At 68.3% G+C, this 13,976-nt stretch carries 13 protein-coding genes and 1 tRNA gene; 7 read left to right on the top strand and 7 right to left on the bottom strand.

Features of this window, described 5'->3' with window-relative positions; translation table 11 throughout:
• Positions 1–131: 131 nt before the first annotated feature.
• Positions 132–854 carry a lipoyl(octanoyl) transferase LipB gene (gene lipB / locus ACIKT0_RS05795; RefSeq protein ID WP_407104425.1) on the bottom strand — a complete coding sequence of 241 codons (723 nt, stop codon included), beginning with the start codon at positions 852–854 and terminating at the stop codon, positions 132–134.
• Between the two features lie 68 nt (positions 855–922).
• Here lipB and ACIKT0_RS05790 point away from each other — a divergent pair, with 68 nt between their 5' ends.
• The 5 genes from ACIKT0_RS05790 to ACIKT0_RS05770 all read left to right on the top strand — a co-directional run bounded on the left by ACIKT0_RS05790 (position 923) and on the right by ACIKT0_RS05770 (position 4,165).
• A complete protein-coding gene (locus tag ACIKT0_RS05790; protein WP_407104424.1) occupies positions 923–1,207 on the top strand; it encodes a FliM/FliN family flagellar motor switch protein in 285 nt (94 codons plus the stop codon).
• Between the two features lie 54 nt (positions 1,208–1,261).
• Positions 1,262–1,346: transfer RNA gene (locus ACIKT0_RS05785), tRNA-Leu, on the top strand.
• A gap of 258 nt (positions 1,347–1,604) precedes the next feature.
• Positions 1,605–3,026, top strand: coding sequence for a magnesium transporter (mgtE, locus tag ACIKT0_RS05780; RefSeq protein ID WP_407104423.1), 1,422 nt, complete (start codon positions 1,605–1,607; stop codon positions 3,024–3,026).
• An 85-nt stretch (positions 3,027–3,111) separates the two neighbouring features.
• Positions 3,112–3,282 (top strand): hypothetical protein, encoded by a 171-nt coding sequence (locus ACIKT0_RS05775; RefSeq protein ID WP_407104422.1) that lies wholly within the window; start codon positions 3,112–3,114, stop codon positions 3,280–3,282.
• A gap of 58 nt (positions 3,283–3,340) precedes the next feature.
• Positions 3,341–4,165 (top strand): glycoside hydrolase family 25 protein, encoded by an 825-nt coding sequence (locus tag ACIKT0_RS05770; RefSeq protein WP_407104421.1) that lies wholly within the window; start codon positions 3,341–3,343, stop codon positions 4,163–4,165.
• A gap of 125 nt (positions 4,166–4,290) precedes the next feature.
• Here the strand turns inward: ACIKT0_RS05770 and ACIKT0_RS05765 are convergent, their stop codons facing one another.
• Positions 4,291–5,364, bottom strand: a complete 1,074-nt coding sequence (locus ACIKT0_RS05765) for an acyltransferase family protein (RefSeq protein ID WP_407104420.1) — start codon at positions 5,362–5,364, stop codon at positions 4,291–4,293.
• Positions 5,365–5,470: 106 nt separating this feature from the next.
• Here ACIKT0_RS05765 and ACIKT0_RS05760 point away from each other — a divergent pair, with 106 nt between their 5' ends.
• A complete protein-coding gene (locus tag ACIKT0_RS05760) occupies positions 5,471–6,262 on the top strand; it encodes a YdcF family protein (protein WP_407104419.1) in 792 nt (263 codons plus the stop codon).
• 75 nt (positions 6,263–6,337) lie between these two features.
• Positions 6,338–8,317, top strand: a complete 1,980-nt coding sequence (locus ACIKT0_RS05755; protein WP_407104418.1) for a potassium transporter Kup — start codon at positions 6,338–6,340, stop codon at positions 8,315–8,317.
• A 7-nt stretch (positions 8,318–8,324) separates the two neighbouring features.
• Here the strand turns inward: ACIKT0_RS05755 and ACIKT0_RS05750 are convergent, their stop codons facing one another.
• From ACIKT0_RS05750 to uvrA, 5 genes are all read right to left on the bottom strand, one after another.
• Positions 8,325–8,714 (bottom strand): thioredoxin family protein, encoded by a 390-nt coding sequence (locus tag ACIKT0_RS05750; protein ID WP_407104417.1) that lies wholly within the window; start codon positions 8,712–8,714, stop codon positions 8,325–8,327.
• A gap of 34 nt (positions 8,715–8,748) precedes the next feature.
• The gene (locus ACIKT0_RS05745; protein ID WP_407104416.1) at positions 8,749–9,093 is read right to left on the bottom strand and encodes a DUF3253 domain-containing protein; all 345 of its coding nucleotides are present in this window, start codon (positions 9,091–9,093) and stop codon (positions 8,749–8,751) included.
• Positions 9,090–10,523 (bottom strand): methylenetetrahydrofolate--tRNA-(uracil(54)-C(5))-methyltransferase (FADH(2)-oxidizing) TrmFO, encoded by a 1,434-nt coding sequence (trmFO, locus tag ACIKT0_RS05740; protein ID WP_407104415.1) that lies wholly within the window; start codon positions 10,521–10,523, stop codon positions 9,090–9,092. The genes ACIKT0_RS05745 and trmFO overlap by 4 nt, the downstream gene beginning before the upstream one ends.
• Before the next feature lie 114 nt (positions 10,524–10,637).
• Positions 10,638–10,802, bottom strand: a complete 165-nt coding sequence (locus tag ACIKT0_RS05735) for a DUF1127 domain-containing protein (RefSeq protein ID WP_407104414.1) — start codon at positions 10,800–10,802, stop codon at positions 10,638–10,640.
• Positions 10,803–11,038: 236 nt separating this feature from the next.
• Positions 11,039–13,976, bottom strand: a 2,938-nt coding sequence (gene uvrA, locus ACIKT0_RS05730; RefSeq protein WP_474998494.1) for an excinuclease ABC subunit UvrA, incomplete at its 5' end; no start/stop codon positions are given.

The raw sequence follows: 13,976 nt of genomic DNA, 5'->3' as shown, positions 1-13,976 counted from the left end.
GAATCGTCTCGATGGCGGAGGTCGACATGGCTCTGCGGGAGACGTTCGAGGAGATCTTCGGGCCGACCGCCGACGCCTCGGACGTGGCCGGCCATGACGGCGTCCATGTCGCGGACGACGCCTAGGCGAGCTCAGCGGTCGTCGGCGGTCGGCCCGAAGATCTCCTCGAACGTCTCCCGCAGAGCCATGTCGACCTCCGCCATCGAGACGATTCGGCCTAGGTCGGCGAGACTCGTGACGCCATGGTCGCGGACGCCGCAGGGCACGATGCCGGCGTAGTGCGACAGGTCCGGCTCGACGTTGAGGCTGACGCCATGGAGCGTGACCCAGCGCCTCACCCGCACGCCGATCGCCGCGATCTTGTCCTCCGCGTCGCGTGCTCGGTCCGGACGGCGCACCCACACGCCGACCCGGTCCTCGCGGCGCTCGCCCGCGACGCCGAAACGATCGAGCGTGGCGATCAGCCACGCTTCGAGCGCGGCCACGTAACGGCGGAGGTCCGGCGCGCGGCGCCGGAGGTCGAGCATCGCGTAGGCCACCCGCTGTCCTGGCCCGTGATAGGTGTACTGGCCGCCGCGACCGGTCGCGAATACCGGCAGCAGGTCCGGCTGCGTCAGATCCGCCGCCTGCGCGCTCGTGCCGGCCGTGTAGAGCGGGGGATGTTCGAGCAGCCAGACCAGTTCGGGCGCTCGCCCGTCCGCGATCTCCGCCGCGCGCGCCTCCATGGCGGCCATGGCTTCCTCGTAGCCGGTGAGCCCGTCGGTGACGCGCCACGCCACAGGGGCGGCCGGTGCCTCCGTCAGGAAGCCGCCCGCGAGCGAATCGCGTCGTCTCGGAAGCGCGGGATCAACCATGCGTTAACCACGTCCGTGGCGTGATCGGCTGGGCGCGGATACGGCCGCGCAGGCGGAGACGACGTTTCGTGCCACCGATCAGCAAGGTCAACCTCGAGATTTCGGTGGTGCTGGGCGCCACCACCATGCCCATCCACCAATTGCTGCGGATGGGGCGCGGCGCCGTCATCGAGCTGCAGGCCGGCGAGGACGACGCCGTGACGCTGCTGGCCAACGACCATCCGATCGCCAGAGGCGCTGTGTTCGTCAGCGGCGACCGCATCGGCGTCGAGATCACCAGCATGCTGCTGCGCGACGAGCGGGGACGCACGGAGCGCGAGCCTGCGGAGGGGCTGCCGGACGTCGCAGCCTGAGAGCCGCCGAAGCCGCTTGTGGTCCGGAGATCGATTTGTTATCAGCACGCCGCCGCGGTCGTGGCGGAACTGGTAGACGCGCAGCGTTGAGGTCGCTGTGGGGCAACCCGTGGAAGTTCGAGTCTTCTCGACCGCACCAACTGAACTGTACTGAAGATCGCCGGAGGCCCCGACACAGTCGGACCCCCGGACCTCCGATCGAAAAAACGGCCCGCCTTCGAGCGGGCCGTTTTCGTTTGCGCCGCGCATAGCCGCGCGAGGCCAAGAGGCCCGCGAGGGCCTACAGCTCCAGACGTTCTTGAGCTCCCACGCGGCTGGCGCCTGAGTTGCGGCGCGGCGCCGGACGACCTACACCGCGAGCGCGCTGCCGCTTCCATCCCGAACCCGCCGAGGGCGCATGACCGCTGACGCCGATCCGCGCGACGCGACGAGCGAGCTCGAGCCGGAGATCCGGGACGAGGACGGGCGACTCGCCTCGGGATTCGTCGAAGAGGTCGCCGAGGCGATCTCGGCGAATGACGCTGCGCGGGTCCGCGAGCTTTCGGGGCGCCTCCACGAATCGGATCTGGGCGACCTGATCGAGACGCTCGGACCCGACGACCGGCCGAAGCTGATCGAACTTCTCGGCAAGGACTTCGATTTCGCGGCGCTGACCGAGATCGACGAGACGGTGCGTATCCAGCTCCTCGAGGAGCTGCCGCCCGAGACCGTCGCGAAGGGCATGCGGGAGCTCGACTCCGACGACGCCGTCTACATCCTGGAGGACCTCGACGAGGCCGACCGCGCGAGGATCCTCGCGCAGATGCCGGCGCTCGACCGCGTCGCGCTGACCCGCAGCCTGGACTACCCGGAAGATTCCGCCGGCAGGCGGATGCAGACCGAGTTCGTGGCGGCGCCTCCGTTCTGGACCGTCGGACACGCCATCGACTACATCGCCGACACCGACGGCCTGCCTGACACCTTCTACGAGATCTTCGTCGTCGATCCCGCGCACAAGCTGCTGGGCTCGGTGCCGCTGGATCGCCTGCTGCGGACGCGCCGCAGCCGGCTGCTCTCGGAAATTCTGGAGGAGAATCCGCGCACGATCCGCGCGACGGAAGACCAGGAACAGGCGGCGCGCATGTTCGAGCGCTACAACCTGGTCTCGGCCGCGGTCGTCGACGACGCCGGACGGCTGGTCGGCGTCCTCATGGTCGACGACATCCTCGACGTCATCGAGGAGGAAGCCGACGAGGATCTCCGCGCGCTTGGCGGCGTCACGGGCGACGAGGAAATCTCCGACCCGGTGCTCTACACCGCGCGAAGCCGCATCTTCTGGCTGCTCATCAACCTGGCCACCGCTTTCGTCTCGGCCAGCGTGATCGGCCTGTTCGAAGGCACGATCCAGCAGATGGTCGCGCTCGCGGTGCTGATGCCGATCGTCGCCTCCATGGGCGGCAACGCCGGCACACAGACGATGACGGTGGCGGTGCGCGCCCTGGCCACGCGCGACCTGGGCAGCCACAACGCCCGGCGGCTCGTCCGCCGCGAGACGCTGGTCGGCCTCGTGAACGGCGTCATCCTTGCCGTTCTGGTCGGCGCCTTCGCGGGCGCCTGGTTCCAGAACGCGCAACTCGGCCTGATCATCGGCGCGGCGATGGTGACCAATTTCGTCTGCGCCGGCCTTTTCGGGATTCTGATCCCGCTCACGCTGGACAAGTTGAAGGCCGACCCGGCCGTGGCGTCCGGCGTGTTCCTCACGACAGTCACCGACACCGTCGGGTTCTTTTCCTTCCTCGGGCTCGCGACCTGGTGGTTCGGAATAGGGATCGGGGCGTGAAACATGGTGAGCGGAGTGTTAACGCTTTCGCCACCTTTCGAGATTTACGCTTCGCGTGATCCGACAGTCACTGGAGTGCCCCGCGATGATTGACCCGATGATTGGACGCCTTGCGGGATGTCTCGTATTCGGCGGCCTGCTCGTCGGTATGGTCACGCTGGTCGACGGAACGAAGGACACCCGCGCCTCGCAGCGTGTCGCTGCGGCCGAGGTCCAGCAGCGCGTGCTGAACCACACGCCGTTCACGCGTCCGTGAACAGCGCAGGGTCGCGATCGGACTAAGATACCTCCGCCAACGGGGAGCGATCGGGGCCATGCGAGTGAACGGGGGACGCGCCGCGCGCTTGCGCGGCTTGGGCGTCGCGATCGCGGCGCTCGCCGTGATGGGGCTGGGCGCCTGCTCTTCGGTGAGCGGCGACGTCGACATTCAGCCGACGCGGCTGACCACCAGTGTCGACACCGCGACCGGGTTGTCCTCTCCGCTGTCGGGCGTCGTCACCACGCCTGACGACCACGGCATCAAGGGCATCGACGTCTCCAAGTACCAGGGCACGATCGACTGGGCGACGGTTCGGGCGTCCGGCGTCTCCTTCGCCTATGTGAAGGCGACCGAGGGCGGCGACCGCGTCGATGATCGCTTCGCCGAAAACTGGGCGGCGGCGAAGGCCGCCGGCGTCCCGCGGGGCGCCTACCACTTCTACTATTTCTGCCGCACCGGCGCCGAACAGGCCGCCTGGTTCATCCGCAACGTGCCTGCCGATCCGGACGCCCTGCCGCCGGTGCTCGACATGGAGTGGAACCCGCACTCTCCGAGTTGCAAGCGCCGGCCGCCGGTCGCCGAGATCCACCGCGAGATGGCGAGCTTCCTGCGCATCGTCGAGCGGCACTACGGCAAGCGGCCGATGATCTACACCAGCGTCGACTTCCACCGCGACGCGCTGGTCGCCGCCTTTCCGCAGCACCATTTCTGGCTTCGCAGCGTGGCCGGCCATCCTTCGCTGAAATACGGCTCGCGCAGCTTTGCCATGTGGCAGCACACGGCCACAGGGCGAGTTCCGGGGATCACCGGGAACGTCGACCAGAACGTCTTCGTCGGCGGGCCGAACGACTGGCGCCGGTTCGCCTCCACCGGCAACTGAGGGCTAACCGCACGTCCGGCTCCCGCCGCTTTTTCGGGGCGCGCATGAAGGGCGGCTGGGTCGCCCTGCGAGGGCCGATCAACTGAGCCTCAGCGCGCACAGTGCGACCGAAGCCTCGCTTTCCGTCAGGCGATGGCGAGGCGGCGCCGGATCGCTGCGGTGAGCGGGCTGACGAACTGGCCGAGCGGCCGCTCCACATATTTCGATGACAGGGCGCCCGCCGCGAGCGAGAGCGGGAGGGCTACGAGGAAGACCTGGATCGCGGACCATTCGGGCGCGGCGTCGGCGACGAACTGCTCGATCATGTAGCCCCAGATATAGAACCCGTAGGACCAGGCCCCGAGCCGGGCGAGCGCGGCGGTGAGGCGGCCGCCGAGAAATCCGATGCACAGGATCGCGTAGGCGATCAGGATCATGCCCGCGAGCGCCGCCACGTGCGAGTAGGCCAGCGGCGCGGCCAGCACGGCGATCACGAGGAGGATCCGGTTCGACACCGGCACCCGGTCGGCATAGAGCGAGAGCACCACGCCGATGCCGAAGGCGGTGGAGAACCGCACCATGTGGTGGAGCGAGCCCAGATAGGCGTAGCTCTCCCCGTTCCAGAACCACCCCAGGTTGACCACCGCGGTAAGCGCGAGCGCCGCCAGCGCGAGGCGGCGCCAGCGCATCAGGCGGACGGCCCAGATGGCCACGAGCGCCACCTCAAAGACCAGCTGATAGTGCACCGTCCAGAGCGGGACGAAGAGAATGCCCGGCTGGGGGCTCTCCATGAAAACGCCCGGCAGCGTGGCGTTGACGTCGTAGAGGGTTGTCACCACCAGAATGAACCGGAGGAGGTCCGCGCTGAAATAGTCGCGAAGCGGCTCCGTGGTGACCAGCGGCCCCACCACGATCGTCGCGAACAGCGCGGCGACGAAGATCGGCGGCAGATAGCGGATCAGGCGCGAGACGATGAAACGGATCGGGTCCTGTCGCCGCATCAGGCTACGCGTCAGCAGCATGCCCGACAGGATGAAGAAGGCGTGCACACCCTGGAAGTCCGGCGAGAAGCCGAAGATATGGAAGAAGTCCGCCGTCTTGATTCCGGGCGTGGTGACGATCCAGGCGTGGTAGTAGAGCACGGTGGTCGCAGCGAGCAGCCGAACGGCGGCGAGATCGTTCGTCTTGCGCTCGAAACACTCGGCGAGGGTGGCTGGCAACCGACGCAACCTTTCGCGGCGCGGAGCTCTGGAGCCGTCCTCGTAACCGCGCTTTCATCGGGAAAGCGTCGAGTCGATCGCAGAGCCGCAAGATGGGCAGGCCCTCATGTTCTTCGTTCTGTCCAAGGTTATGGGCTTTCTCGCGACGCCTTCAAACCTTGCGGTGATGGCCGGCCTCGCCGGCGGGCTCGCGGCTTTGCTGGGAGCCCGCGGGTTCGGCTCCGCCCTGATGGGCGCGGCGATCCTGTCGCTGGCGATCGCGGGGCTGTCGCCGCTCGGCAACCTGCTTCTCATTCCGCTCGAGGAACGTTTTCCGCGCGCATCGGACGATCCGACGCCGACGGGGTTCATCGTTCTCGGCGGCTCGTTCGACACGGTGGTGGCGGCGTCCCGCGGGGAGATCGCGCTGACCAAGGCGGCGGGACGGCTCACGGAGATCGCCGAGCTCGCCCGACGCTGGCCGCAGGCCCGGATCGTGTTCTCCGGAGGTTCGGGCACGATGCTGTTCGGCGGCGCCACCGAGGCTGATCTCGCCTCGAGGCTGCTGCAGAGCTTCGGCGTCGATCCGGAACGGATCCTGCTCGAGGACCGGTCCCGGAACACGATCGAGAACGCGCGCTTCACGCGCGAACTGATCGACCCGCGCCCCGGGGACCGATGGCTGCTGGTGACATCCGCCTACCACATGCCGCGCTCCATGGGCTGTTTCCGCGCCGTGGGGCTGCAGGTCGAGGCCTGGCCGGTGGACTTCCGGACCCGCGGATCGGAGGACGCCCTGCGGCCCTTCCGGTCGGTGAGCGCCGGGCTCAGCCGCGTGGACGTGGCGGTGCGGGAATGGGTCGGCCTTGTGACCTATTGGCTGTTGGGCTATGTGAGCGGCCCGTTGCCCCGCCCCTGATCACTCACAGATATGCCAACGTGCCGTAGATTGTGCGGCGCAACGCTCCGCCGTGGACGCGGCTCAAGGGTCACGATGACGACAAGCTCCGACGAAGGCGCGGCCTCGCAAAGCGTGGCCTCGAGCCAGGCCTATGACGGCCAGACCGCCGGGGCGAGCGGGACACACGGCGCAAGCGCCACGCAAGGCGTGGCGGTCAAGGGAAAGCGCCACGGCTTCTGGACCCTGACGATCGGCAGCGTCGGCGTCGTCTATGGCGACATCGGGACGAGCCCGCTCTATGCGATGCGGGAGTCGCTGCTCCATCTCGGGCGCGTGCCGAACGCGGAGGAGATCGTCGGCGTCGCCTCGCTGCTGATCTGGTCGCTGATCGTGGTGGTGACGCTGAAATACGTCATCATCCTGCTGCGCGCCGACAACCACGGGGAGGGCGGCACGCTCTCGCTGATGGCGCTGGCGCGAAACGCTCTCGGCAGGCGCTCCAACATGGTGCTGGCGCTGGGCGTCGTCGGCGCGGCCCTGTTCTACGGCGACGCGGTGATCACCCCGGCGGTCTCGGTGCTTTCCGCGACCGAGGGCCTGAACGTCGCGGCTCCGGCGCTCGGCCCGTATGTGCTGCCGATGACGATCGCGATCATCATCGGCCTGTTCGCCGCGCAATCCTACGGCACGGGCCGGGTGGCGGCGCTGTTCGGCCCGCTGATGGTGGTCTGGTTCCTGTCGCTGTTCGGGCTCGGGCTCTACCACGTGTTCGACGCGCCCAGCGTGCTCGCGGCGCTCAATCCCTACCACGCGCTCCTGTTCCTGTTCGAACACGGCTTTCTCGGCTTCGTGGTGCTGGGCGCGACATTCCTCGCCGTGACCGGCGCGGAGGCGCTCTACGCCGACATGGGCCATTTCGGCCGCGGGCCGATCCGCACGGCGTGGCTCGGTCTCGTGCTCCCGGCGCTGGTGATGAACTATCTCGGCCAGGCCGCGCTCGCGACGACGCAGCCGGACGCGATCAGCAACCTGTTCTTTCTGCTCGCGCCGGAATGGCTGCGGCTGCCGCTGGTGCTGTTCTCCTGTCTGGCCACGGTGGTCGCGAGCCAGGCAAACATCTCCGGGGCCTATTCTCTGACGCGCCAGGGCATGCAGCTCGGCCTGCTGCCGCATCTCGAGGTCCAGCACACCTCCGAGACCCAGCACGGGCAGATCTACATGCCCAAGGTGAACTGGCTGATGCTCGCCTGCGTGCTGTTCCTGGTGATCACCTTCCAGACCTCGAGCCGGCTCGCCGCGGCCTACGGCCTTTCCGTGATCGGCACGATGATCATGACCACGATCCTCGCCGTGGTGGTGATCGCCAAGGCCTGGAAGCTCGGCTGGCCGGTCGCGCTGCTGATCATGGCGCCGCTGGTGATGACCGACGCCGCCTTCCTCAGCGCCAACCTGCTGAAGATCAAGGACGGCGGCTACATACCGCTGATGCTGGGCCTCGTCGGCGTCGTCGTGATGTGGACCTGGATCCGCGGCACCCGCTACGTGCAGGGCCGGATCGAGCACGAAGCGATACCGATCGGCGAGTTCGCGCGGTCAATGTCGACGAGCTCGGCGACCCGCGTGAAGGGCACGGCGATGTATCTCACGTCGTCGCCCGGCATCACGCCGCCGGCGCTGCTGCACAACCTCAAGCACAACAAGGTGCTGCACGAGCGGAACGTCATCGTCACCGTGCACACGCTGAACCAGCCGGTGGCGCCGCCGGAAGAGCGGATCAGCCTGACGCGGGTGTCGGAGGATTTCTCGACGCTGGAGCTAAGCTACGGCTTCATGGAGGACCCGAACCTGCCGCGGGCGCTGTCGCTCGCCAAGGAGCACGGCCTGCCGTTCGACATGATGAAGACGTCGTTCTTCGTCGGGCGTCGATCGTTCCGGGCATCGGCAAGCGTGGGCATGCCGCTCTGGCAGGACCACGTCTTTATCTTCCTGGTCCGCCAGTCCTATGACGCGACCGAATACTTCCGGATCCCGGCCGGCCGCGTGGTCGAGCTCGGCAACCAGATGGTGGTGTGAGCAGGCGTCACAGTCCCTGCGCCAGCAGGGCCTCGATCGCCGCCTTGTCGGTGGCTCCCACGGAGCGCGCCACCTCCCGTCCGCCCCTGAACACGATGATCGTGCTGCGGTCGGGCGCGTTCAGCGCGCGCATCGCTTTCTTCTCGGTGTCGTAATCGACCTGGAAGGCGCGGAACGCCGCAAACCGGCCGTCGTCCAGAAGCTTCGCCAGAGCGGGTCGCTGGGCCCGGCAGGTCGGGCACCAGTCGGCGTCGATATGCGCGACCACGGGGCCCCCCGCGGCCACCGCGTCCTCGAAGTTCACATTGGCGTAGCGCTGCATGCTCGCCGCGTCCGCCAGGGACGGGATCAGCGCCGCCGCGGCGGCGGAAAGCAGGATCTGGCGGCGGTTCGGCATGGGCGCCTCGCGAGAGCGATCGGACTGCCCCTGTCTACGCCTCCGTCGGCGGATCGGTTACGCCGTCGTCTCCGACCGGCGTCGTGGCGGGAGACTCCAACTGCTCCGGCTCGTCGCCGTCGCTCGCAGGCGGCAGGCCGATGCGATAGACGCCCTTGAAGGTTTCCGGATCGACCGGCTTTCCCTTGCGGTAGATCGCCAGCCGGCCGCGTCGCGCCAGCCGCGTCGCCGCGGCCTTCACGCCGCCGAGCCGGCCTTGCCAATCCTCTTCGCCGCGCTGTTCGGCTGCGGCCTTGGCGGCTTCGGCGGGGCTGATCGTCTTGCCGGCGCCCCGCTCGGTCGCGAGCCGCAGCACCAGATCCTCGATGGTCTCGCTCATTCGGCGGCCTCTGCGGCGGGCGTCGTGTCGCCGGACAGCCAGCGCGCGAGATCGACGCGGGCCCGGTCGGTGAACATGCGCTTCTTCGCCTGCGCCTTGGCGGCGCCGCGGGGGCGCGAGCCGTCGGCGCTGCGAAGCGGCCCCTCGATCGGCGGGAACAGGCCGAAGTTCACGTTCATGGGCTGATAGCTCTTCGGGCCTTCGCCCTCGACCGAGAGATGGCCCCCGGTGACATGGCCGAGCAGCGCGCCGAGCGCCGTGGTCGCAGGCGGCGCCGTGACGCTGTCGCCGAGCCGGTCGGCCGCCGCGAAACGGCCGGCGAGAAGGCCGATGGCGGCGCTCTCCACGTAACCCTCGCAGCCCGTCATCTGCCCGGCGAAGCGCAGCCGCGGCTCGGCCTTCAACCGAAGCGAACGGTCGAGCAGCTTCGGGCTGTTCAGATAGGTGTTGCGATGCAGCCCGCCGAGCCGGGCGAACTCCGCCCGCTCGAGTCCCGGAATGGTGCGGAACAGCCGCACCTGTTCGGCGTGGCGGAGCTTCGTCTGGAAACCCACCATGTTGAACAGCGTACCGAGCGCGTTGTCCTGGCGGAGCTGGACCACCGCATAGGGCTTCTCGTCCGGCTTGTGCGCGTTGGTGAGGCCCATCGGCTTCATGGGGCCGTGGCGCAGCGTTTCGGGTCCGCGCTCGGCCATGACCTCGATCGGCAGGCAGCCGTCGAAATAGGGGGTCGAGGCCTCCCATTGCTTGAACGAGACCTTCTCGCCCGCGACCAGCCCCGCGACGAAGCCCTCATACTGCTCCCGCGTCATGGGGCAATTGAGGTAGTCCGCGCCCGTCCCGCCGGGCCCGACCTTGTCGTAGCGCGACTGCCTCCAGGCGACGTTCATGTCGATCGTCTCGGCGTGAACGATCGGGGCGATCGCATCGAAGAACGCGAGTTCATCTTCGCCGGTGAGCTTCGCGATGGCCTGCGCGAGCGGATCGGAGGTGAGCGGGCCGGTGGCGACGATCACGCTGTCCCATTCGGCGGGCGGCAGGCCCGCGACTTCCTCGCGCCGGATCTCCACCAGGGGGTGTTCTTCAAGCGCGGCCGAGACCGCGGCCGCGAAGCCGTCGCGGTCCACCGCGAGAGCGCCGCCGGCCGGGACCTGGTTGGCGTCCGCCGAGCGCATGATCAGCGAACCGAGCGCGCGCATCTCCTGGTGCAGGAGGCCCACGGCGTTCTGCTCGGCGTCGTCCGAGCGGAACGAGTTCGAGCAGACGAGCTCGGCGAGCGAGTCGGTCTGATGCGCCTCGGTGGAGCGTTGCGGCCGCATCTCGTGCAGCACGACGCGGACGCCAGCCTGCGCCAGTTGCCAGGCGGCCTCGCTGCCGGCGAGGCCGCCGCCGATGACGTGGACGGGTGCGTTGTCGGGGGTGTCGATCATCGCGCGACCGTAGTGGGCGCGCCGGGCGCGGGCAACGGCGCGCCGACGGGCAAACAGGCTCCGGAGGCCCGCGACGCGCCGATCCGCAGAGAAGCCGGGATCAGGAAGCCGGGATCAGGAAGAGGCGAGGGCCGCCCGCCGCGCCACGAGCGGGATCTCGCTGCGCGCTACGTTGATGTCGGCCAGCGTGCGGCCGTCGAGGCTGGCGAGCTTCGCGAACGTCGCGCGATAGCTCCTCCAGGTCCGGTAGCGCTTGAGGAGGAAGGTCCAGAACAGCATTTCGGTCGTCCAAAGGTCCTGGGCGGGAGCACGCGAAATGCGGCTCGCCGGCCCGATGAGGGTGCGTTGGAGCGACGAAGTAGGGAGCCGGGGCTCGATGCAGAAGAACTGGACGCACAGTGCTGCACTGCGCGCCAGTCATGGGCTCGGTGAGGAAATATAGAGGAAGTTCCGGATGAGCTTTGCGCCGACCGTAAAACTTGCGGCGGCGCCCAGAAAACGGCTCTGCCCAGGAATTACTCCGCCGCGTCCTTCATCGCCGGCCTGAGCGGGCGGCGCTTCAACACGTCGGCGAGAAAGCGGCCGGTGTGGCTGCCCTTGGCCTTGGCGATCTGCTCCGGCGTTCCGGTCGCCACGACCTGGCCGCCGCCGTCGCCGCCTTCGGGACCCATGTCGATGATCCAGTCCGCGGTCTTGATGACCTCGAGATTGTGCTCGATCACCGCGACCGTGTTGCCCTGGTCCACGAGCTCATGCAGCACCTCGAGCAGCTTCGCCACGTCGTGGAAATGCAGGCCGGTGGTCGGCTCGTCGAGGATGTAGAGCGTTCGCCCGGTGGCCCGACGCGACAGCTCCTTCGACAGCTTCACGCGCTGCGCCTCGCCGCCCGAAAGCGTGGTGGCCTGCTGGCCGACCTTCACATAGCCGAGCCCGACCCGCGCCAGCGTCTCCATTTTCTCGCGGATCGACGGCACCGCCTTGAAGAACACGACCGCCTCGTCGACCGTCATGTCGAGCACGTCGGCGATCGACTTGTTCTTGTAGGTCACCTCCAGCGTCTCGCGGTCGTAGCGCTTGCCCTTGCAGACGTCGCAGGTGACGTAGACGTCCGGGAGGAAGTGCATCTCGATCTTGATGACGCCGTCGCCCTGGCAGGCCTCGCAACGGCCGCCCTTGACGTTGAACGAGAAGCGGCCGGGCTTGTAGCCGCGCGCCTTGGCTTCCGGCAGGCCGGCGAACCAGTCTCGGATCGGCGTGAAGGCGCCCGTGTAGGTCGCGGGATTGGAGCGCGGCGTGCGGCCGATCGGCGACTGGTCGATGTCGATGACCTTGTCGAGCGCCTCGAAGCCCTCGATCCGCTCATGCGCCCCCGGGTTCTCGTTGGCGCCGTTGAGCTTGCGCGCCGCCGCCTTGAACACGGTGTCGATCAGCAGGGTGGACTTGCCGCCGCCAGAGACGCCGGTCACGCAGGTGAAGGTCCCGAGCGGAATCTCGGCCGTCACGTCCTTCAGGTTGTTGGCGCGGGCGCCGATGACCTTGAGGGTCTTCTTCTTGTCGAAGGGCCGGCGGCGCGGCGGCGTCGGCACCATGCGCTCGCCGGTGAGGTACTGCCCGGTCAGGCTGTCCGGGTTCGACATCACCTGGTCGGGCGTGCCCGAAGCGACGATCCGGCCGCCATGGACGCCGGCGCCGGGGCCGACGTCGACCACGTAGTCGGCGAGACGGATCGCGTCCTCGTCATGCTCGACCACGATGACCGTGTTGCCGAGGTCGCGCAGCCGCTCCAGCGTGCCGAGCAGCCGCTCATTGTCTCGCTGGTGCAGGCCGATGGAGGGTTCGTCGAGCACGTAGAGCACGCCGGTGAGCCCCGAGCCGATCTGGCTCGCCAGCCGGATGCGCTGGCTCTCGCCGCCGGACAGGGAGCCGGAGCCGCGGGCGAGCGTCAGGTAATCGAGCCCGACGTCGACAAGAAACCGCAGCCGGTCACGGATCTCCTTGAGGATCCGGTAGGCGATCTCGTTCTGCTTGTCCGTGAGCCGGTTCGGCAGGTCCCCGAACCAGGCGTGCGCCGCTTTCACCGACAGCTGCGAGGCCTGGCCGATATGGCTGTCGCCGATCCGCACCGCGAGCGCCTCCGGCTTCAGCCGGTAGCCCTCGCAGACGAGGCAGGGGACCTCGGACATGTAGCGCCCGATCTCCTCGCGCGCCCAGTCGCTGTCGGTCTCCTTCCAGCGGCGCTCGAGATTGCGAACCACGCCCTCGAAGGTCTTCACCGTCTCGTAGGAGCGCAGGCCGTCGTCATAGACGAAGCGCACCTTCTCGTCGCCGGAACCATAGAGGATGACGTTGCGCGCCTTCTCGGGCAGGTCGGCCCACGGCTTGGTCAGCGAGAAGCCATAGTGCTTGGCGAGAGCGTCGAGCGTCTGGATGTAATAGGGCGAGGTGGAGCGCGCCCATGGCGCGATGGCGCCCTTGCGAAGCGAGATGCCGCCCTCGGGCACGACGAGGTTGGGATCGACGCTGAGCTCGGTCCCGAGGCCGTCGCAGGCCGGGCAGGCGCCGAACGGGTTGTTGAAGGAGAACAGCCGCGGCTCGATCTCCGCGATGGTGAAGCCGGAGACCGGGCAGGCGAACTTCTCGGAGAAGGTCAGCCGACGGGCCTCGCCATTCTCGTCCGTCTGGTCCGCGAACTCCGCGATGGCGATGCCGTCCGCGAGCCCCAGCGCCGTCTCCAGACTGTCGGCGAGGCGGCTCGCGATCTCGCCGCGGATCACCACGCGGTCCACCACGACGTCGATGTCGTGCTTCAGCTTCTTGTCGAGCGCCGGCGCGTCCGCGATCTCGTAGAAGACGCCGTCGATCTTGAGGCGCTGAAAGCCCTTCTTCTGGAACTCGGCGATCTCCTTGCGGTACTCGCCCTTGCGGCCGCGCACCACCGGCGCGAGGAGGTAGAGCCGCGAGCCTTCCGGCAGCTCCTTGAGCCGGTCCACCATCTGGCTGACGGTCTGGCTCTCGATCGGCAGGCCGGTCGCGGGCGAATAGGGGATGCCGACCCGCGCCCACAGCAGGCGCATGTAGTCATAGATCTCGGTGACGGTGCCGACCGTCGAGCGCGGGTTCTTCGAGGTCGTCTTCTGCTCGATCGAGATGGCGGGCGACAGGCCGTCGATCTGGTCGACGTCGGGCTTCTGCATCATCTCGAGGAACTGGCGCGCATAGGCGGACAGGCTCTCGACATAGCGCCGCTGGCCCTCGGCGTAGATCGTGTCGAAGGCGAGCGACGACTTTCCCGAGCCGGACAGGCCCGTGAACACGACGAGACGGTCGCGCGGAATGTCGAGGTCGACGTTCTTGAGGTTGTGCTCGCGCGCGCCCCGGATCGAGATCAGCCGCGCGTCGCGCGCCTCGCGCTTTCCGGCCGCAGCGTCGAACGCGGCCTCCAGCGCGGCCGCG

It is taken from the genome of Hansschlegelia beijingensis (assembly GCF_045505405.1).
GTDB lineage: Bacteria > Pseudomonadota > Alphaproteobacteria > Rhizobiales > Methylopilaceae > Methylopila > Methylopila beijingensis_A.
Note: the sequence above shows the minus strand (reverse complement) of the source record. Positions and strands in the feature narration are given on the sequence as shown.